Here is a 19,599-nt window from a genome sequence, read left to right as displayed (position 1 = left end):
GCGGGCCGTTGACTGCGAGGAAGGGCAAGAAGATCGAAGCCGTGTGGTCGGGAACGTGGGTCGCTGACCGGCTGGGCGTCGGCCTGGAGGAAGGCGCCGACCCCGGTACGGGGACCGGCGGGCCCCGGCTCGACGAACTGCTCGGGCTCGCCCTGCGCCGCAACCCCAAGCGGGCGCACCTGCTGGTCTCGCAGGTGCTGGGCAAGCACGTCCCGCAGTCCCCGGCGGCCGTGTACGCCGCCGGATACGGGCTCGGCGAACGGGTCCGGGAGCTGCTGGGCGAGGAGGAGGCGGCCTCGGCGGTGGTCCTCGGATACGCCGAGACCGCGACCGGCCTCGGCCACTGCGTCGCCGACGGCCTCGGCCGCGCCCCGTACCTGCACTCCACCAGGCGCCCCGTGCCCGGCGTGGAGCCCGCGGGCGGCTTCGAGGAGGCCCACTCGCACGCCACCTCGCACCTGCTGCTCCCCGAGGACCCGAAGCTGCTGGCCGGCTGCGGCCCGCTGGTCCTCGTCGACGACGAGTTCTCCACCGGCAACACCGTCCTGAACACCATCGGCGACCTGCACGAACGCCATCCGCGCGAGCACTACGTTGTCGTCGCCCTGGTCGACATGCGGTCCGCGTCCGACCGCGACCGGCTCAGCGCATTCGCGGAGGAACTGGGGGTGAGGGTGGACCTGATCGCCCTCGCCTCCGGCACGGTGTCCCTCCCGGAGGACGTACTGGCCAAGGGGCAGGCGCTGGTCGAGGAGTACGAGGCCCTGGCCCTCTCCGCCCCCGCGGACGAGGCCCCGGGCGGCGAAATCCAGCCTGCACCCTGCGCCGAGACGCAGCCTCGAGGGGGGCAAATCCAGCCCCTACGGCGTTTGAGGAGCGGGGTCCGGGGCAGCGCCCCGGCAGGCGACCCGCACCCGATCACCCGCGTCGCTCTCGACTGGCCGACCGGGATACCCGACGGCGGCCGCCACGGCTTCACCCCGGCCCACCGAGACGCGCTGAACGCGGCCCTGCCAGCCATGGCGGCGAGGCTCGAAGCCGCGCTCGGCGACGGCCCCGCGCGAGTCCTCGTACTCGGCAACGAGGAGCTGATGTACGCACCGCTGCGCCTCGCGCAGGCCCTGGAGGCGTCCGGCGCGGAGGCCGAGGTCCGCTTCTCCACGACCACCCGTTCGCCGGTGCTCGCCGTGGACGACCCCGGCTACGCCATCCGCACCCGGCTCGTCTTCCCGGCCCACGACACCCCGGCCGACGGCCCCGGCGACCGCTACGCCTACAACGTCGCGGGCGCCGGCTTCGACGCGGTGGTCGCCGTCGTCGACTCGGCGGGCGACACCCCCGAGCTCCGCACCGGACTCCTCGCAGCCCTCGCCCCGCACACCGGCCGGGTCCTGCTCGCCGTCATACCCTCGTACGTCCCCGAATCGCAGGAGCCCTCCATGACCGAGCCCCAGCGCCAGCCGCTGCGCGGGCCCGCCTTCTCCTCGTACGCCGCCGAGGACGTCGGCTGGCTGCTCCAGGACTTCTCCGACGTCGAGCTGGAGGCCCCGACCGAGGAGCGCGAAGAGGCCATCCAGGCGGGCGGCGCGCACTACGCGGAGTCCCTGCCCGTCGAGTACCAGCCGTCCCCGGAGTACCAGCAGCTCTACCAGAGCGCGCTGACCGCCTCCGCCGCCCGGATGGCCCGCGCCGTCGGAACCGTCACCGAGACGGTGCTCGCCGAGCGGTCCCCGTCGCCGGTGCTCGTCTCCCTGGCCCGCGCCGGCACCCCCGTGGGCGTCCTGATGCGGCGCTGGGCCCGCGCCCGGCACGGCCTGGACCTGCCGCACTACGCCGTCTCCATCGTGCGCGGCCGCGGCATCGACGCCAACGCGCTGCGCTGGCTGGCCGCCCACCACGACCCGGCCGACGTCGTCTTCGTCGACGGCTGGACCGGCAAGGGCGCCATCAGCCGCGAGCTGCGCGAGGCCCTGTCCGAGTTCGAGGGGTTCAACCCCGAGATCGTGGTCCTCGCCGACCCCGGCTCGTGCGTGGAGACGTACGGCACCCGCGAGGACTTTCTGATCCCCTCCGCCTGTCTCAATTCCACGGTTTCCGGACTCGTCTCGCGTACGGTGCTGAGGTCCGACCTGGTCGGGCCCGCCGATTTCCACGGCGCGAAGTTCTACCGCGAGCTCGCCGGAGCCGATGTCTCCGTCGCCTTCGTCGACACCGTCGCCGCCCAGTTCGAGGAGGTGGCCGAGGCCGTGGACGCCGAGGTCAAGGAGCTCCTCACCGCCGACCGCACGCCGACCTGGGTGGGCTGGCAGGCGGTCGAGCGGATCAGCGAGGAGTACGGCATCCACGACGTGAACCTCGTCAAGCCGGGCGTCGGCGAGACCACTCGGGTGCTGCTGCGCCGGGTGCCGTGGAAGATCCTCGCGCAGCGTGGCGCGGGGGCCGACCTGGACCACGTACGGCTCCTCGCGGAACAGCGCGGGGTGCCGGTGGAGGAGGTCGACGGGCTGCCCTACACCTGTGTGGGCCTCATTCACCCCCGCTTCACGCGCGGCGCCACGGGCGCCGACGGAAAGGCTGTGTCAGCCAAGTGACCGTCCTCGTAGCCAGTGACCTCGACCGCACGCTCATCTACTCGAACGCAGCGCTCGCGCTGACCATGCCCGACCCGCAGGCCCCGCGGCTGCTGTGTGTCGAGGTCCACGAGAGCAAGCCGCTGTCGTACATGACCGAGACGGCGGCGGAGCTGCTGACGGAGCTGTCGGCCGATCCGGGCGTCGTCTTCGTCCCGACCACCACCCGTACCCGCAAGCAGTACCAGCGCATCCGCTTCCCCGGGCAGCAGGCGAAGTACGCGATCTGCGCCAACGGCGGCCAGCTGCTCGTCGACGGGGCCCCGGATCGGGACTGGCGCCGCCAGGTCGCGGCCAGCCTCGCCGAGGAGTGCGCTCCGCTGGAGGAGGTGCACGCGCACCTGCTGTCCGCCGCCGACCCGGCGTGGCTGCGCAAGGCGCGGGTCGCCGAGGACCTCTTCGCGTACCTGGTCGTCGAGCGGGCGCTGGTCCCGCCGGAGTGGATCAAGGAGCTGACGGAGTGGGCCGAGGCCCGCGGCTGGACGATCTCCCTCCAGGGCCGGAAGATCTACGCCGTCCCGCGCCCGCTGACCAAGAGCGCGGCGATGCGCGAGGTGGCCCGGCGCACGGGGGCCACCACCACCCTGGCGGCCGGGGATTCGCTGCTGGACGCGGACCTGCTGCTCGCGGCGGACGCGGGATGGCGGCCGGGCCACGGCGAACTGGCCGACGTGGGCTGGACGGCGCCCCACGTCACCTCGCTGACGCGGGCGGGGGTGCTGGCCGGTGAGGAAATCGTGCGGGCATTCACCCGCGAGGCGCAGCGACTCGGCACACTGGGATCATGACCAAGGGCAACAGCACCAAGATCACAGACGAGCTCTACCGGTACATGCTGGCGCACAACCCTCCGCTGGACGAGGTCCAGCGGGGGCTGGTGGCGTCGACGTACGCGGCGTTCCCGGACTCGGCCGGAATGCAGTCGGCGGAGGAGCAGGGTCCGCTCCTGGCATTCCTGGTCCGGCTGACCGGCGCCCGGCACATCGTGGAGGTGGGCACCTTCACCGGCTTCTCCTCCCTGTCGATGGCGCAGGCGCTGCCGGCGGACGGCCGCCTCATCGCGTGCGACGTCTCGGAGGAGTGGACGGTGTACGCGCGCGAGGCCTGGGCCAAGGCGGGGGTCGCGGACCGCATCGAACTGCGGATCGCGCCCGCGCTCCAGACCCTGCGCGCCATGCCGGCCGAACCGCACATCGACATGGCCTACGTGGACGCCGACAAGCAGAGCCAGATAGCCTACTGGGAAGAGCTGGTGCCGAGGCTCCGTCCGGGCGGGCTGATCGTCACGGACAACACGCTGTACCACGGCACGGTGCTGGACGAGTCGCCGACGGGTGCGGCGGCGGGAGTCCAGGCCTACAACGACCACGTCGCGGCGGACCCCCGCATGGAGTCGGTGATGCTGGCGATCTCCGACGGCATCACCCTCTCCCGCAAGCGCTGACGGCCTAGCCGCAGCCGCCCCCACCGCAGCAGCCGCCTCCGCCGCCGCCCATCGGCGCGGCGGGGGCACTGCTGGTCCCGCCGACCGCGACGGCGGAGAGCAGCTTGACGGTGTCGGAGTGCCCGTCCGGGCAGTCGGCGGGCGCGGAGGACTCGGCCATGGGCCGGCTGACCTCGAAGGTGTCTTCACAGGTCCGGCAGCGGTATTCGTAACGGGGCATGCCGTACAGGCTACGCAGTGGACGGCCGGGTGTCAGTGCCCGCTGCTAGCTTCCACCTCACTGTCGGAACGGGTTGCGGAGGCGGGCTGTCGTGGGTGCGTCGGGGTGGGAGTACTTCGTTCCTCATCAGGAGGACCTGGGAGCGGCGTTGGACGCCCTGAGGCAGAGCGTCTTCGCGTCGCAGGACTACCACTGGGAGCCCTGGGAGGACGACGAGGGCGGCGAAGGTGACGAAGCCGACGGGGCACGGTCACGGCCGTCGACGCTCGAGCTGCTGCTGGAGGACGAGCAGGTCCAGGAGGAAGGGACGCACTCGATCCTGGACGTGTACAGGGTGTTGCGGCCCGGCGAGGAGCCCGAGTACTGCACCGTGCAGCCCGTGGGACCCGACGAGGCGCGCCGGGTGACCGGTACCGACCGCCTGACCAGGGAACACGTGCCGGCGATCGAACCGCTCGCCACCAGACGCTGGTTCGGCAGGTGCGCGGTCCTGCACGATGCCGCGGGCAATCCGGAGGAGATCTACTTCTGGGGTTTCTCCGGCGACTGAAGGGCCCTGTCGAAGCCAAGGAGCCGCCGGGTCCGGGGCGCCCAGCAGTCTGATGCTCATCGGCGCCGTCACGATCGGCGGCGCCCCGTCCTTCCTCTTCCTGGTGGACAAGGTCGAACGCATCGAGGCGTAACCGCCTACCGCCGGCCGGCTGTCGCCCGCTGCTCCCGGGCCGCCTGTTCGGGGTGACGGGCCCGCCAGTACGGGTTGTCGTGCGGCAGGGCGCTGCCCACCCGCCCGTACATTCCGAACCACATCAGCATTACGCCGACCACGAAGCTGAACAGCACGTTCTGGATGTGGAAGGCCAGGAAGTTCATCCCGGTGTCGAGCAGCGCCAGGTTCACGAACCCGCTCGCGATGAAGAGCAGGCCCAGCACGATGTTCAGCGTCGAGGCGAAGCTCCCGCCGACCACCATCCCGGCGAAGAGCAGGGCCCCGATGCAGATCGACAGGACGCTCAGCGCACCGTTGGTGTTCAGCGCGAGCACGGTGTCGCCGCCGGTGTTGAAGAACCCGATCCGGTGGACCAGCCCCAGGATCCCGAAGACGACCAGCAGCAGGCCCGTCAGGCCCGCGCCGACCCGGTAGATCTTGTTGAGCTTGTGGTCGGCCGGCAGGTGTTCGTCGAGGCGGGCGTTGACCGGGTGCATGAGGCGCTCAAGGCGATGCGCGAACGCGTGGGGCTCGGGCGGTACGCGCGACGGATCGGGCTCGTGGGCGACGTAGGGCGCGTAGTGCTCATGGGGTTCCGTGCACCCGTACGCCGCATGGGCCACGTAGGGCTCATGGGAGGCGAGGGGCTCGCGGGGCGCATGGGTTGCACGAGGCTTGTGGAAAGTGTGGGCAGCCATGGCGCCCTCCTCAGGTCCGTTCCCGGCACCTCCCAGCATCCATCGCCGCCCACCCCGGGACAAGCCAGGGCAAACGAGGACGGTGCGGCCCGGCTCAGGCCTGGCCGCGCTCCGTCCGGATCCCGTTCACCACCCGGTTCACGGCATCGCGTACGTTCGCCATCTCCAGCAGGAACGCCCAGTAGTCCGGATGCCGGCCCTCCAGCCCCGCGACCGCCCGGTCCACCCGTGCCACCGACTCGTCCAGCGGCCGTGCGTGCCGCGGATCCGGCACGCTGCGGCCCGCCATCGCCATCCGCTGCGCATCGCGGATCGCGAACCGGGTCCGGTCCACCTCCGCCTGCGGATCCCGCGCCACCGCCTCCAGCCGCGTCAGCCGGTCCTGCGCGGCCGACACCGCTTCGTCGGTCGAGTCCAGCGACCCGCGCACGGCCTCGACCAGCGCCGCCACATCCGCCCAGCGCTGCTCGTCCCGGGCCCGGGCGGCCTCCCGCAGCCGGTCCTCCGCCTGCGCGACATCCCGTACCGCCTGGTCGGGCACGTGCTGGAGGTCCTGCCAGCAGGCCGCGCTGAACCGTCGGCGCAGCTCGCTGAGTACGGGATCCACCCGGTCCGCCCGATTGCGCAGCGCCTGCGCCCGAGTCCGCAGACTCACCAGCCGCCGGTCGATCTCCGCCGCCCGCTCCGGGAGCCGCGACGCCTCGGCCCGTATCGCCTCGGCGTCGCGCAGGATCCGGTCGGCGCGCTGGACGGTCTCCTGCACCCCGTGCTGCGCGGCGCCCTGGTTCAGCTTGGTCAGCTCCGGACCCAGCGCCGCGAGCCGAGCCGCCAGGTCGTCGGCGCGGATGCCCTTGCCCCGTACGTCGTCCAGCGCGGTGCTCGCCGCGAGCAGCGCGGCCCTGGCCCGCTCCCGGGCGGGTGCCACCCGGGCCAGCTGCGTCTCCGCCTTGTCCAGCAGCGGCTGCAGACCCTGCGCGAATCGGTCGAGCTCGCCCTTCACCCGTACGAGCTCCTCGCGCGCCCGCGTCAGCTCCTGCGTGGCCCGCGTCGCCGCGGACGCCTCCAGCTCGGCCCGGTCCAGATCATGGGCGTCGACGGCCTCGATGTAGACCTGGCTGACCTGGTCGATGCGCTGCCCGAGCGCGACGAACCCCTCGCCCGCGCGCCGCGCTTCGGGCGATCCGTCGGCCGCCGCGATGGTCTCGATGGAGATCCGCAGATCCCGCTGCGCGGTGTCCAGCTCGTAGAACGCGGCCGCGGCGGCGTCCTTGGCCGCCTGGGCGTCAGCCCGCCGACTCTCGTCCCGCCCGCCGCCGAACCACCGCCGGGGTGCCGTCGTCACAGTCGCTTCTCCCGTACCCCGTCCGCAATGCCCCTGCCCCGGTCCATTCTCCCTCACGGGAACGGGTTTGCGTGGGGGGTACGCCCTCCATGTAGGCTGTCCACTCATCCACGGGTGCGTAGCTCAGGGGTAGAGCGCCGCTCTTACAAAGCGGATGTCGGCGGTTCGAAACCGTCCGCGCCCACCAGTGGAAAGACCCCCCGCCGATCATGGCGGGGGGTTTTTGCATCCAGATCTGACATCAACCGCAGCGGTCAGGCACGGCCGGGCCGCTGCCTGAGCGGCCGGTCCATTGGTGGCGCGTTTGCGTGCCCCGGGGCCAATGGGTGACAAGCAGCGGCAGGCCAGCGCGCCGAGCCGCCGCCAACCTCACCAAGTCGCGTTTCACCAACGCCAACTTCACCGATGCCGATCTGACGGGAGCGGTGACGACGGGCGCCGGGTTCAACGGTGCGACCTGGAACAATACGACTTGCCCGGACGGCACGAACAGCAACGCCAATGGCGGAACCTGCGTCGGGCACGGACTGGGCTGAGCGCTGCTACTAGGCCGCGCGATGGGTGGCCGACGGGTGGAGGGGCTCATGATGGTGCCAGATGAGGTACCGGTCCTCGCGCCGTAGCTCGGCGGAGCCCCACTCGATCCGCATCACGCCCCGCTCCATCGAGCAGGCGTACGCCACGATGATCAGACGGAGGTCGTGTGGCAGGAGCGCCACATCCGGATGGACGTGTTCTTCGTCCAGCTCGTCCAAGCCGAGGTCGAATGCCTGCTGCATCGGTTGTGGCCGTGGCGGCGGATCAGGTCGGCCCGGAAGCCGATAGCCTTCCGTAGTCGTGCATCAGTGACCGGCACGTCCTTCTTCGCATAGCGGATCGGATAGATCGCGTTGCGTGGACGCCCTCGTGCCCGTGGCGGGCCCTGTCGTGGGCTTCCATGAGACAGGCCGGGATGATCTCGGCCAGCGGGCTGGCTACGGCGCCGAACGTCTTGGTGGCCCAAGGTGTCGCTGAACTCACTATGCGTCGAGGGCACAGGAGCACGGACCGCGCATGGGCCCGGTGTCCGACATCCGCTGGTGGGATCACCGAGGGCGGATTCACGCGGCTGCGGGCGGTTCTTTGCGTTCCCGCGCCAAGTGCGCTCGGAGCTGCCGTGGGGGAGCGGGATGGCGGGATAGTGGAGGCATGTGCCGATCCATTAAGACGTTGCGTCCGCCCGCGATTCCGGAGAAGGCGACCGAGGAGGAGATCCGGGCCGCCGCGCTCCAGTACGTACGCAAGGTGTCCGGGTTCAGGGCGCCCGCCGCCCACAACCAGGAGGTGTTCGCCGCCGCCGTCGACGCGATCGCGGAGGCTACGCGAGACCTGCTGGACGGGATCCAGGTCCGGGGGGCGGTGACGACTTAGGGGTCCCGTGGGCCGCTGGGCCTGGGCGGCCGCTGCCGGGACGGCGTTCTCCTCCAGCGGGACCACCGCCACCGGGCAGGTGGTGTGGAGCAGGACCGCGTTGGTGACCGAGCCCAGGTGCGGGGAGAGCGGGCGCTTGCGGTGGCGGCCGATGACCAGCAGGTCCGCGGCCTGTGAGGCGGCGACCAGGTGGCCGGCCGCGTCGCCGGGTGCGGTGACCCGCTCGACCCGGACCTCCGGGAAGCGCTCGGCGTGCGGGCGCAGGTGCGCCGCGGCCAGGGCGTCGATCTCGTGGGTGCCGGCCGTCTCCGCGTGCACGGCCGTGCCGATGGCGCCCGCGGTGGTGAAGGTCCGGCCGGGCCAGGCGTGCGCGACGACGACCTGGAGGCGGGCGCCGCGCCGGGCCGCCTCGCGGAAGGCGAAGTAGGTGGTGCTGTCGTCGGGGGCCGCGCTGTTCAGGCCGAGCACGACCTGTCCGTACGGGTCGCGCACGGGCGGATCGGCCCGTGGCACCACCACCACGGGGCAGGCGGCACGGCTCGCGCAGGCGAGGCCGTTCGAGCCGAGCAGGAGGCTGGCGAAGCCGCCGCGGCCGCGGGAGCCGAGGACCATCAGCTGGGCGTCCGCGCCGAGTCCGGGCAGTACGTGGTCGGGGGCGCCGGGGTGGGAGACGTACTCGATCGGGGGAATCCCCGCGCGGCCGTCCAGGGCTTCGCGGACCCGGATGAGCACCGGGTCGTCGTCGAGGCCCGGTCCCTCGAACCCGCCCGACAGGGCCGAGCCGATCGAGTTCATGTAGAGCCGGGCATGCACGATGCGCAGCGGTGCCCGGACCATCAGGGCTTGGGAGATCGCCCATTCCAGGGCCCGGTTGCCGTTCGCGGAACCGTCGACGGCGGCGATCACGGGGCGCGGGCTCTGGTCCATGGCGGGCTCCTTGTGGGGCAGCGGTGCGTGGACTCAGCCTTGCGGGGACGGCCTCCGGGCGGGAGTGGGGAAAGTCCCGAACGGGGCGGGACCATCGGCCGCTCCCGTCCCCTCGGGCCCCCTTCCGCTCCCATTTCCCCTCCCGCTTCCGCTCCGGCTCGCGCTCCGCCTCGGTCCGCCTCGGTCCGCGGCTCAGCCGGCGTGGCCCGTGCGGCGGCGCAGGAACCACGCACCGGCGCCGAGCGCGCTCGCCACGAGCGCTCCGCCGATGGCGATCTGACCAGGGCTCATGGAATCGGTACTGCCGCCGAGCCCGCCGCGGGCGGCGCCCGGGGTGATGTTCAGGGAGACGGTGACGCGCTCGCCGCCGGGGCCACCGCATTCGAAGGTGACGGGGTGGGAACCGGCGCTGACGTTGCGGAAGGTGGTGGCCGCGCCGAACAGGTTGGTGGCCTCCGCGTTGCCCGGGGTCAGCCATACGTCCCCGAAGGCGCGGGAGGAGGCCTTGCCGGTCTTGGTGCCGCAGCCGGTGATGTTGAGGCTGACCCGGCCGCCCGGGGCGACGTTGGTCGGGGAGACGTTGCCGGAGGGGCCGGCGTGGGCGAGGGTCGCGGGGGCGGCGGCCGAGATGACGAGGGCCGCGGCGGCGACGGCCAGTACTCGGGGGAGCGGGCGGTGCGAACGGGGGCTGCGGGGGGTGGCGGGCATGGAGAGGACTCCTCGGGCTCCGGGAACAGCGCGGCGCGGCGCGGATTCGGGTGCGCACCGTGCCTTGGACGCTAGGAGCCCGGCGCGGACGCGGCGATCGCTGCCGGGTGAACGGGTGAGCCACTGCTCCGCCCGGGGGAGGCCGCGCCTCCCCCGGTCAGGCGGCCGGGGCCGGGGCGGGGGTCCGGGTGGTGGGGCGGCGGACGACGAAGGCGGCCAGGGCGCCGGCGGCGAAGAGGGCGATCAGGGAGATCGCGGTGCCGAGCCAGGTGGTGCCGAGCCATTGGGTGCCGAAGTAGCCGAGGGCCACGCTGTACCCGGCCCAGGCGATGGCGGCCAGGACCGACCAGGGCAGGAACTCCCTGACCTTGCGCTGCGTCTTCCCCGCTCCGAGGGAGACCACCGAGCGGCCGGCCGGGGCGAAGCGGGCGACCACGACCAGGGCGCCGCCGCCGCGTGCGAGGGCGATGCCGAGACGTTCCTGGGCGCGGGTGAGCCGACGGGACCGGGCGATGGCCCGGTCGAGACGGGCCCCGCCGCGCCGGGCCAGCCGGTACGCGGCCATGTCGCCCAGCACCGAGGCGGTGACGGCCGTCGCCAGCAGCGCCAGGATGTCCGGCACCTGGGCGTGTACGGACGCCGGACCCGTCGCCCCGGCGGCAGCCGCAGCCGCGGCCGCGGTGATCACCAGCACCCCGCTCGGCAGCACCGGCAGGAACACGTCGAGCAGGATGGACAGCGCCACGAGGGCGTAGATCCATGGGCTCGAAGTCAGCGAGCCCAGAGTCTCAAGCAAAGCGGGACTCCCCAGTCCGGTTGACGTGCTTCGGCGTGAAGCGCCGCTACGTCGTCGCGGGGGAGCGGCAGGGGCGGCTGACAGCGAAACAGCGTACGCCGGGTGTCCACTGACCGGACGCCCGGGGGGTGACCGGACCCCGCGGTGTGTCCCCCACCTCCGCTACCCCGGCGGCGTGAGGTACCGGTCCAGGACCGTCACCAGACGGGGGCCCTTGCGGGCCTGGTCGAGCCGGAGCCGTGCGGAGCGGCCCGACAGCGCGAGAGTCATGAGCTGGTTGCCGAACCACGGGCCACCCGTACGCCGCCAGCTCAACGGAGGCCGGCCCGTCCGGCCGTGCCGGGAGAAGCCCCGGCCCAGCCACCGGCCCACCCGTGACCAGCCCAGCCGGAAGCCCCACTTCACCACGGTGTGGATGGAGTTGTGCACCGGCGAGCAGGTCAGCTGGAACACCCGCGCCGTACTGGGTATTCGGGGCTCGGCCACATACGCATGGTGCACGTCCCCCGAGAGCACGCACACCGTCGCCGGAGCCCGCGGACCCGTCCCCACCTCCTCCACCAGGTCGCTGAGCGCCGCGAACGAGCCCGGGAACGCCGCCCAGTGCTCCAGATCGCTGCGCCGCCGCAGGTCCTCCCCGATCCTGGCCCACCGGGGCCCCCGCTCCCCGCGGCACAGCGCGGCATTCCACACCTCCGCGTCGTGCACGAGCGGCGGCATCAGCCAGGGCAGTGACGACCCGATGAGGAGGTGGTCGTAACCCCCGTGTCCGGCCAGGGCGTTGTCGCGCAGCCACTGCTGCTCCGCCGGGTCGAGCATGGCCCGGCCGCCCTCTTCGAGCACCCGGGCGGCCCGGGTGTCCACCATCAGCAGCCGGGACCGGCCGAAGTCGCGGCGGTAGCTCCAGCGGACCGTGGAGGGATCGGCGTCCGCCGAGGCGGCGAAGGCCCGTAGCACGTCGGTGCCGTCGGGGGCCTCGCGGACCGCCGCGTACAGGGTGTCTGCGGCCAGCTCGGCGGGGGAGAGGTTCCCGAGGTGCTGGTACACCCAGTACGACATCAGCCCGCTGAGCACCCGCTCCTGCCACCACGGGGTGGCGCGCATCTCCGCCAGCCACGCGGCGCTGGTGTTCCAGTCGTCGATGACGTCGTGGTCGTCGAATATGTGCAGGCTGGGGACAGTGGAGAGCAGCCAGCGGATCTCCGGGTCGAGCCAGGACTCGTAGTAGAGCCGGGTGTACTCCTCGAAGTCCGCGACCTGGGCGCCGGGGGCCTCACGGAGGTCCCGGCGGGCCGCGAGCCACTGGCGGGTGGGCCGGGACAGCTGGTCCGCGTACACCTGGTCGCCGAGGAGGAGCAGCACGTCGGGCCGCTCCGACCCCGGATCCGCGGCCAGCTGCGCCGCGAGGGTGTCGAGCGCGTCGGGGCCGTGCGGTCCGCGCCGGCCGGCGGGCGGGGCGGCCTGGCGGCAGGAGCCGAAGGTGATGCGCAGGGCGGACCCGCCGGAGGCGGCGGCGGAGCCCGGTCTGCCGGTGGACGGAGTGGTGATGGTGCTCGCGGGGAACGGGCTGTCGGGGAGCGGCCAGACGTGTACCCCGTCGAGCCGGACCTCGTACGCCGTGGTGGAGCCGGGGGTCAGGCCGGTGACGGGGACCAGCGCGTAGTGATGGCCGGCCACCTGGAAGGTACGGATGCTGCCGCCGGAGCCGTCGGCGCAGCGCACCTCGGCGGTGCAGGGGCGGTCCGCTTCGATCCATATGGTGGCGGAGTCGCCCGTGTCCCAGTCGACGTGGCGCAGCAGCGGTCCCAGACGCATTGCGGCCATGCAACTCCCCCTCCTCCGAAGACCCGTTGACCAGCTGTGTGGTCGTTCTCCTTGTCCCTGTGGTCACGGTACGACGGGGAGGGGGTGCTCCACCTCCCCCTGGTGGGGGAAAGATCCTTGGCCAGGGGTGGAGGTGGGGTGGTGCCCGCGGGTGGGTGCCCTCGGGCGGGTGCGGGCGGGTGCGTCAGCAGGCGTTGAGGATGTCGACCAGGGCCGTCTTCTCCGTGGAGTCCATGCTCAGGCCCCAGTACTGCTTCACCTCGACCCACATGCGCGCGTACGTACAGCGGTAGGCCGTGCGCGGGGGCAGCCACTTGCCGGGGTCGAGGTCGCCCTTGGCCTGGTTGACGTTGTCGGTGACTGCGATGAGCTGCGGGCGGGTGAGGTCGTTGGCGAACTGCTGGCGCTTGGCGGTGGTCCAGGAGTTGGCGCCGGAGCGCCAGGCCTCGGCGAGCGGGACCATGTGGTCGATGTCGAGGTCCGAGGCGGCGGTCCAGGTGACGCCGTCGTACTCGGAGTACCAGCTGCCGCTCACGGCCGCGCAGGAGGAGTCCTGGACGACGCCCGAGCCGTCGCGCTTGAGGACGGTCTCGCGGGTGTTGCAGGTGCCGGAGACGGTGCTCCAGTGCGGGAAGAGGGTGCGGCTGTATCCGGCGGTGGTGCCTTCGGCCTGCGGGGTGACCGTGGCGAGGTAGGAACGCGCGGCCGCGGCGCTGATGGGGGTGGGAGGGGAGGCCTGGGCGGCGGGGGCGGTGAGGAGGGTGGTGAGGGAAGCGGCTGCGATTATTGAGGCGAGCATGCCAAGTCGACGCGCGTAGATGGAGGGCGTGAAGAACATGAGAGGGGCTCCTGGGTGGGGGCGGGAGTGCTGTGGGGCGTCGCCATGGTGGCGGCGCCCGGTTTCCTGGGGATGGGCGTCAGGTGACAGTGTGAAGACATGAGCATGTCATGACGGGGTTTGCAACTCGAGTGGGAGTAGCGGAAGTTGTCATTCCAGGCGTGCTGGCCGGCGCCGCCCGCGGCCGGATGTGCGGCGGTATGTGCGGCGGGGCATGGGGAGGGGTGTGGGGAGGGGTGTGCGGCCGGGCCCCCGGCCGGCCGGGGACGCTCGTGGGCCGGGGTGTGCCCGAAGTCCCATTTCGGGAGATGGGGGGTGTCGCGTATTCTGGGAGAGCAGAAGGGGAGTAGCTCTTTGCCGGACCGTCGACATACTGCTGGGTCACACCAGCCGGCGCCCGGAGGCAGACCTCGTACACATGTGTGTCGGGTCGGCCAGCGAGACCTTCGGCCGCAGTGTCCTGCGCGTATGCACGCGTACGTACTTCAGGACGCCGCCGAGCCGAAGCGACCCCTGATCCACTCCTGGTCTCTCGGTACCGATGGCGTCCTGCCCGACCGATAGAGGTACCACCCCGTGTTCAGCTTCACCGTGATGGCGATCGCCTTCGGCGTCGTCTTCCTTGCCGAGCTTCCGGACAAGACGGCCCTGGCCGGCCTGATGCTCGGCACCCGCTACCGAGCCTCGTACGTCTTCGTCGGCGTCGCCGCCGCCTTCGCCGTCCACGTCGCCCTGGCCATCGCCGCCGGCAGCGTGCTCACCCTGCTTCCGCACCGGCTGGTGCAGGCCGTCGTGGGCCTGCTGTTCCTGGCGGGCGCGGCGATGCTGCTCCTGAAGAAGAGCGACGGTGAGGAAACGGTCAAGCCGCCCGCCGACCAGTCCTTCTGGAAGGTCTCGGGGGCCGGTTTCATGCTGATCCTGGTCGCGGAGTTCGGTGACCTGACGCAGATCATGACCGCGAACCTCGCCGCGCGGTACGACAACCCCGTCTCCGTCGGCCTCGGAGCGGTGCTCGCGCTGTGGGCCGTGGCGGGGATCGGGATCCTGGGCGGCCGGACGCTGATGAAGTATGTGCCGCTGAGTCTGATCACCAAGATCGCGGCCGGGGTCATGGCGGCGCTGGCGGTGTTCTCGCTGTACGAGGCGATCGCCGGCTAGCGGCAGGAGCGGCCGGTGGGGCGGCAGGTCGCAGCGGTGGCGCTGCGGTTGCCGCCGTCGGCGGCCGTACGGTGCGTACGTGCGTGCGTGCCTGCCTGCTTGCCGGGGGATGTCGGTGGTGCCTGGGACGCTGCGGGTATGGACCTGACGTTGCAATTGACCATCGACTGCGCGGATCCCCGGGTGATGGTGGCCTTCTGGACCCAGGCGCTCGGGTACGAGCCGGAGCCGCCGCCGGACGGTCATGCCACCTGGCGGGAGTACTGGCAGGGCATGGGGGTGCCCGAGGAGGAGTTGCCGGAGGGGGCGGCGGAGAGTCCGGAGTCGATCGTCGATCCGCAGGGCCTGGGGCCGCGGGTGTGGTTCCAGCAGGTTCCGGAGCCGAAGTCGGGCAAGAACCGGATGCACCTGGACCTGAAGGTCGGCGGCGGACGCGATGTGCCGGTGGCGATCCGGGCTGGTCGGGTCGACGAGAAGGTGGGACGGCTCACCGAGGCGGGCGCGACCGTGTTGCGGATCATGGACGAGCGGGAGGGCTACTACGCCATCGTGATGCAGGACCCGGAGGGCAACGAGTTCTGCGTCGCCTGAGGCCTGGTCCGCCTGGTCCGCCTGGTCCGTGGCTCGACTGATCCGTGCTGAGCTGATCCGTGGCCGAAGCGGCCCGCGACTCGGACGGGCTGCGGAGCAGGGTGGGGGCGGCCGGAGGCGCTGGGTCGTCTCTATCGGGTCTTGCCGGGTCCGCGCCGTCTGGCACCGCATCTCGCCGTGCTGCCAGGGCGCCCGAGTGCGTCCAGTACGCCGGGAGCCCGGCAGCACGGCGAGGCAGGGCGCCGGACGGCGCCGACTCGCCCGACAAGATCCGCAAGAGACGGCTCAGGGCCTGTCGTCGAGATGCCGTCTGCCCCGCGACGCCCGGCACGCCGAGATGCCCGGCCGCATCCACAGGGCTGGTGAATCGGTCGGCCCGGGGGCGGGTGCTGCGGCGCGGCGGGCTCTTCCTGCCGCAGCGGTCGCCGACCCGGGGCTGCGGGGATTACGCGGAGCGCAGGGTGAGGGCGATGGAGCCGTCGGGGGTGGTGGTGACCTCGATGGAGGTCAGGTCCGGGACGTGGGCGGTGGGGGCGTGGGCGGCGGCTCGGGGGCCTACGCCGATGACGCGCATGCCCGCGGCCTGGCCCGCCGCGATGCCGGCGGCGGAGTCCTCGAAGACGATGCAGTCGGCCGGGTCGACACCGAGGGCGGCGGCGCCCAACAGGAAGCCCTCGGGATGGGGCTTGCTGGCCTGGACGGACTCGGCGGTGATCCGGACCCGCGGCATCGGCAGGGCCGCCGCGGTCATCCGGGCCGTGGCCAGGGCCGCGTCGGCGGAGGTGACCAGGGCGTGGGGGAGGGCGCCGATGGACGCCATGAACTCGGGGGCGCCGCCGACCGGGACCACGCCGTCGGTGTCGGCGGTCTCCCGAGCGAGCATCACCGTGTTCTCGGCGAAGTTCTCCTCCATCGGGCGGTCCGGGAGCAGGATCGCCATCGTGGCGTAGCCCTGGCGGCCGTGGACGACCTTCAGGGCTTCCCGTGGGTCCAGGCCGTGGGCGACGGCCCAGTCGTGCCAGCAGCGTTCGACCACCGCGTCGGAGTTGACGATGGTGCCGTCCATGTCCAGGAGCAGGGCCTTGGCGGTCAGGACGGCGTTCTCGGTGGTGGCCTGCACGGTGGGGCTCCAGACGGGGCGGGAAAAGAGAACAAGTGGTTCCGTCCACCGGTCAGGGATTGAGGACGGAACCACTTTGTTCCTGAAGGATACAAAACGAAACGGGGTCCGCGCCACCGGAGGAGATGTGTTCTATCCCTCCAGGGCGCGGCGCGTCTCCGGGCCGTAGACCCCGTACGGGTCGCCCTCGATGCCGTTCTCCCATTGGAAGGTCGAGACCGCCGACCGCGTCTGACCACCGAATTTGCCGTCGAACTTGCCCCGGTAGAGCCCCTGGGCCGACAGCAGCCGCTGGAGCTTCTCCACCTCCGGGCCCGAGTCCCCGTACTGGAGCGTGGGCGCCTGCGACGGCGGGGGAGGGCTGGAGGGGCGGCTCGGAGTCGGGGAAGGGGTGGCAGCCGGAGCCGACGAGCGGGTCTGGCCGGGGGTCGGGGTGGGGGTCGGGGAGGGAGAGGCGGAGCGGGAGGCGCTCGGGGAACGGGAGAGGGACGGGCTCGGCTTCGCGCTCGCCGAGGTCGACGCGGGGGCGGCCGACGGCAGGCCCGACAGAGGAGCGGTGGGCTTCACGTCGAGGAGGACCGTCTCGGTGTCGGGCTTGCCGGAACCGGAGAAGGCCGTCACGGCCAGGGCCGCGGTGGCGACGACCGCCACGGCCGCGGCGATCGGGAGGACGCGTATGCGGCGGCGCGCGCCGGCCTCGCCGGGCGCCGGTCCGGATGCCGGGACGGCGCGCAGCTGAATCGTTTCGTCAGGCCAGGACGCCACCGGGGTCCCGTACGCCGGGGTGTGGGCCTCCGGCGCGGCGCGGGGCACCGGACGCGTAAGGGCCTGCGGCGGCGCGGAGGCCTGGCCGGGGTCGGGCAGCGAGACGTACGGGCGGATCCGCAAGGACTCGCATCGGCAGTCGTCTCTCACGGCGCCGCAATCTGGACAGCGCTCAGCGCTCACTGGTACCCCTCCCTGGCCACTGCCAGCGATTATGCAGACCCGCGGAGCCCCTCCCAACCCGCCCGACAGGCCATAACCGGACACACCGCTCAGGATGGAGTAGTCGATCAGCCCTGAGGAGGAGTCGATGGTTCAGGACGTGGCCACGGAGTCCCACCCGAGGAAGTCCGGCCCCAGCGACGAACACGCATCGCGCGAGGTGCTCGTCTCCATCGGCGCGCTGCTGCTGGGACTGCTGATCGCCGCACTCGACCAGACGATCGTCTCGACGGCCCTCCCGACGATCGTCAGCGATCTCGGCGGGATGGCCCATCTCTCATGGGTCGTCACCGCCTACATGCTCGCCTCGACCGCCGCCACCCCACTTTGGGGCAAGCTCGGGGACCAGTACGGGCGCAAGAAGCTCTTCCAGTACGCCATCGTGCTGTTCCTGATCGGGTCCGCCCTGTGCGGGCTCGCCCAGAACATGCCGCAGCTCATCGGGTTCCGCGCGCTGCAGGGCCTGGGCGGCGGCGGGCTGATGGTGCTGTCGATGGCGATCGTCGGAGACATCGTCCCGCCGCGCGAACGCGGCAAGTACCAGGGCCTCTTCGGTGCGGTCTTCGGCGCGACCAGCGTGCTCGGACCGCTGCTGGGCGGGCTGTTCGTGGACCACCTGTCGTGGCGCTGGGTCTTCTACATCAACCTCCCCATCGGTCTCGTCGCGCTCGTCGTCATCGCCGCGAGCCTGCACATCCCGGTGCGCTCCGAGAAGCACACCATCGACTACCTCGGCACCTTCCTCATCGCCTCGGTCGCGACCTGCCTGGTGCTCGTCGCCTCGCTCGGCGGGACCTGGGGCTGGAGCTCCCCCGAGATCATCGGACTGGCCGTACTGGGCGTCGTGCTGCTGATCGCCTTCGTCCTCGTCGAGCAGCGGGCCGTGGAGCCCGTGCTCCCGCTCAAGCTGTTCCGGATCCGGACCTTCACCCTCTGCTCGCTGATCAGCTTCGTCGTGGGCTTCGCGATGTTCGGCGCGATGGTCTACCTGCCGACCTTCCTCCAGGTCGTCCAGGGCGTCTCGCCGACCATGTCGGGCGTCCACATGCTGCCGATGGTGCTCGGCATGCTGATCACCTCCACCGGCTCCGGCCAGATCGTCAGCCGCACCGGACGCTGGAAGGTCTTCCCGATCCTGGGCACGGCCGTGACCGCCGTCGGACTGCTGCTCCTGCACCAGTTGGAGCGCACCAGTTCCGCCTGGGAGATGAGCATCTACTTCTTCGTCTTCGGCGCCGGCCTCGGACTGGTCATGCAGGTGCTCGTGCTGGTGGTGCAGAACTCGGTCAGCTACGCCGACCTCGGAGTCGCCACCTCCGGTGCCACCTTCTTCCGTTCCATCGGCGCCTCCTTCGGCGTCGCCATCTTCGGCACGATCTTCACCAACCGGCTCGACGACAAGCTGTCCTCCGTGCTGGCCGGACTCCCGCTGCCGCCCGGGGTGGACGCCTCGCGGCTGGAGGCCGACCCGCGGGCCATCGCTGCCCTTCCCCCCGCCCTGCGGCCGAGGGTGCTGGACGCCTACTCCACCTCCATCACCGACGTCTTCCTGTACGCCGCCCCCGTGGTGCTGGTGGCCTTCGTCGTGGCCTGGTTCCTCAAGGAGGACAAGCTGCGCGGCTCGGTGACGGCGCCCGATGTCACCGAGACGCTCGCCTCGAACCCAGTGCAGCGCTCCTCCCATGACGAGGTCGCCCGCGCACTGTCGGTGCTCGGGACCCTCCAGGGCCGCAAGCACGTCTACGAGAAGATCACCGAGAAGGCCGGCTACGACCTGCTGCCCGCCGCCAGCTGGCTGCTGCTGCGGATCAACAAGTACGGCTCCGCCGAACCCGCCGTGCTCGCCGAGCGGACCATCGTGCCGTTGAAGGCCATCACGGACGCGGCCCGCCAGATCGAGGAGCGCGGGCTGGCCGTGCGCGACGGGCTGCCGCTGATCCTGACCGACAAGGGCAGGGAGAGCGCGCTGAAGCTGTCAGCCGCCCGCCAGGACTCGCTCGCCGAACTGCTCGGCGACTGGTGGAGCCCCGACCGCCCGACCGACCTGACGAAGCTGGTCGCGGAGATCAACGCGGAGCTCTGCGGATCCGACTCCGAGGAGCCCTACGACACCCTGCCGCGCCGGGACCACTCCGCCGCGCCCTGACCCCGGCAGCCCTGCGGCAGCCCCGGCAGCCCGGGCAGTCCCCGCCCGGCTCGG

General features: G+C 72.0%; 19 protein-coding genes, 1 tRNA gene and 1 pseudogene. 10 read left to right on the top strand and 11 right to left on the bottom strand.

Going from position 1 to position 19,599, the window contains the following annotated elements; all coding sequences use genetic code 11:
* The first annotated feature begins 8 nt into the window (after positions 1–8).
* The 3 genes from AC3IYJ_RS12775 to AC3IYJ_RS12765 are packed head-to-tail and all read left to right on the top strand — an operon-like array spanning position 9 to position 4,074.
* Positions 9–2,591, top strand: a complete 2,583-nt coding sequence (locus AC3IYJ_RS12775; protein ID WP_489401427.1) for a phosphoribosyltransferase — start codon at positions 9–11, stop codon at positions 2,589–2,591.
* Positions 2,588–3,418 (top strand): HAD family hydrolase, encoded by an 831-nt coding sequence (locus AC3IYJ_RS12770; RefSeq protein WP_489401426.1) that lies wholly within the window; start codon positions 2,588–2,590, stop codon positions 3,416–3,418. Before AC3IYJ_RS12775 ends, AC3IYJ_RS12770 begins: the two co-directional genes overlap by 4 nt.
* On the top strand, positions 3,415–4,074 hold the full coding sequence (locus AC3IYJ_RS12765) for an O-methyltransferase (RefSeq protein WP_489401425.1): 660 nt from the start codon (positions 3,415–3,417) through the stop codon (positions 4,072–4,074). Before AC3IYJ_RS12770 ends, AC3IYJ_RS12765 begins: the two co-directional genes overlap by 4 nt.
* 4 nt (positions 4,075–4,078) lie before the next feature.
* Here AC3IYJ_RS12765 and AC3IYJ_RS12760 read toward each other — a convergent pair whose 3' ends face one another.
* On the bottom strand, positions 4,079–4,294 hold the full coding sequence (locus AC3IYJ_RS12760) for an FmdB family zinc ribbon protein (protein WP_489401424.1): 216 nt from the start codon (positions 4,292–4,294) through the stop codon (positions 4,079–4,081).
* Positions 4,295–4,442: 148 nt separating this feature from the next.
* On the opposite strand from AC3IYJ_RS12760, the gene AC3IYJ_RS12755 reads away from it, so the two are divergent.
* On the top strand, positions 4,443–4,844 hold the full coding sequence (locus tag AC3IYJ_RS12755) for a hypothetical protein (RefSeq protein WP_489401423.1): 402 nt from the start codon (positions 4,443–4,445) through the stop codon (positions 4,842–4,844).
* Positions 4,845–4,981: 137 nt separating this feature from the next.
* Here the strand turns inward: AC3IYJ_RS12755 and AC3IYJ_RS12750 are convergent, their stop codons facing one another.
* The gene (locus AC3IYJ_RS12750; protein ID WP_489402794.1) at positions 4,982–5,497 is read right to left on the bottom strand and encodes a DUF4383 domain-containing protein; all 516 of its coding nucleotides are present in this window, start codon (positions 5,495–5,497) and stop codon (positions 4,982–4,984) included.
* Positions 5,498–5,792: 295 nt separating this feature from the next.
* On the bottom strand, positions 5,793–7,097 hold the full coding sequence (locus tag AC3IYJ_RS12745; RefSeq protein WP_489401422.1) for a coiled-coil domain-containing protein: 1,305 nt from the start codon (positions 7,095–7,097) through the stop codon (positions 5,793–5,795).
* 55 nt (positions 7,098–7,152) lie between these two features.
* On the opposite strand from AC3IYJ_RS12745, the gene AC3IYJ_RS12740 reads away from it, so the two are divergent.
* Together AC3IYJ_RS12740 and AC3IYJ_RS12735 are read left to right on the top strand one after the other, a co-directional pair.
* Positions 7,153–7,227, top strand: a tRNA-Val gene (locus AC3IYJ_RS12740).
* Between the two features lie 139 nt (positions 7,228–7,366).
* A complete protein-coding gene (locus tag AC3IYJ_RS12735; RefSeq protein ID WP_489401421.1) occupies positions 7,367–7,576 on the top strand; it encodes a pentapeptide repeat-containing protein in 210 nt (69 codons plus the stop codon).
* A 9-nt stretch (positions 7,577–7,585) separates the two neighbouring features.
* Here AC3IYJ_RS12735 and AC3IYJ_RS12730 read toward each other — a convergent pair whose 3' ends face one another.
* Entirely contained in the window at positions 7,586–7,819 is a 234-nt protein-coding gene (locus tag AC3IYJ_RS12730; RefSeq protein WP_489401420.1) for a hypothetical protein, read from the bottom strand.
* A gap of 409 nt (positions 7,820–8,228) precedes the next feature.
* Between AC3IYJ_RS12730 and AC3IYJ_RS12725 the strand changes: the two genes are divergently transcribed.
* Complete coding sequence (locus tag AC3IYJ_RS12725) at positions 8,229–8,450, top strand: DUF2277 domain-containing protein (RefSeq protein WP_489402793.1); 222 nt, start codon at positions 8,229–8,231, stop codon at positions 8,448–8,450.
* Between the two features lie 69 nt (positions 8,451–8,519).
* Here the strand turns inward: AC3IYJ_RS12725 and AC3IYJ_RS12720 are convergent.
* From AC3IYJ_RS12720 to AC3IYJ_RS12700, 5 genes and pseudogenes are all read right to left on the bottom strand, one after another.
* Positions 8,520–9,377 (bottom strand): annotated as a pseudogene (locus tag AC3IYJ_RS12720) (universal stress protein); the annotation flags it as partial.
* 192 nt (positions 9,378–9,569) lie between these two features.
* The gene (locus AC3IYJ_RS12715) at positions 9,570–10,085 is read right to left on the bottom strand and encodes a hypothetical protein (protein ID WP_489401419.1); all 516 of its coding nucleotides are present in this window, start codon (positions 10,083–10,085) and stop codon (positions 9,570–9,572) included.
* 157 nt (positions 10,086–10,242) lie between these two features.
* Positions 10,243–10,881, bottom strand: coding sequence for a DedA family protein (locus AC3IYJ_RS12710; protein WP_489401418.1), 639 nt, complete (start codon positions 10,879–10,881; stop codon positions 10,243–10,245).
* 162 nt (positions 10,882–11,043) lie between these two features.
* Positions 11,044–12,705 (bottom strand): alkaline phosphatase D family protein, encoded by a 1,662-nt coding sequence (locus AC3IYJ_RS12705; RefSeq protein ID WP_489401417.1) that lies wholly within the window; start codon positions 12,703–12,705, stop codon positions 11,044–11,046.
* A gap of 184 nt (positions 12,706–12,889) precedes the next feature.
* Positions 12,890–13,504, bottom strand: coding sequence for an HNH endonuclease family protein (locus tag AC3IYJ_RS12700; RefSeq protein ID WP_489401416.1), 615 nt, complete (start codon positions 13,502–13,504; stop codon positions 12,890–12,892).
* 615 nt (positions 13,505–14,119) lie between these two features.
* Between AC3IYJ_RS12700 and AC3IYJ_RS12695 the strand changes: the two genes are divergently transcribed.
* Together AC3IYJ_RS12695 and AC3IYJ_RS12690 are read left to right on the top strand one after the other, a co-directional pair.
* The gene (locus AC3IYJ_RS12695) at positions 14,120–14,701 is read left to right on the top strand and encodes a TMEM165/GDT1 family protein (protein WP_489401415.1); all 582 of its coding nucleotides are present in this window, start codon (positions 14,120–14,122) and stop codon (positions 14,699–14,701) included.
* A gap of 138 nt (positions 14,702–14,839) precedes the next feature.
* A complete protein-coding gene (locus AC3IYJ_RS12690) occupies positions 14,840–15,292 on the top strand; it encodes a VOC family protein (protein WP_489401414.1) in 453 nt (150 codons plus the stop codon).
* A 445-nt stretch (positions 15,293–15,737) separates the two neighbouring features.
* On the opposite strand, the gene AC3IYJ_RS12685 is transcribed toward AC3IYJ_RS12690, so the two are convergent.
* Together AC3IYJ_RS12685 and AC3IYJ_RS12680 are read right to left on the bottom strand one after the other, a co-directional pair.
* Positions 15,738–16,412: an HAD-IA family hydrolase gene (locus tag AC3IYJ_RS12685; RefSeq protein WP_489401413.1), complete on the bottom strand. Its 675-nt coding sequence runs from the start codon at positions 16,410–16,412 to the stop codon at positions 15,738–15,740.
* Between the two features lie 132 nt (positions 16,413–16,544).
* Complete coding sequence (locus AC3IYJ_RS12680; protein ID WP_489401412.1) at positions 16,545–17,327, bottom strand: peptidoglycan-binding domain-containing protein; 783 nt, start codon at positions 17,325–17,327, stop codon at positions 16,545–16,547.
* Positions 17,328–17,487: 160 nt separating this feature from the next.
* Here AC3IYJ_RS12680 and AC3IYJ_RS12675 point away from each other — a divergent pair, with 160 nt between their 5' ends.
* Entirely contained in the window at positions 17,488–19,545 is a 2,058-nt protein-coding gene (locus tag AC3IYJ_RS12675) for an MDR family MFS transporter (protein ID WP_489401411.1), read from the top strand.
* Positions 19,546–19,599: the final 54 nt, after the last annotated feature.

It is taken from the genome of Streptomyces sp. GL_140, assembly GCF_057834465.1.
Note: the sequence above shows the minus strand (reverse complement) of the source record. Positions and strands in the feature narration are given on the sequence as shown.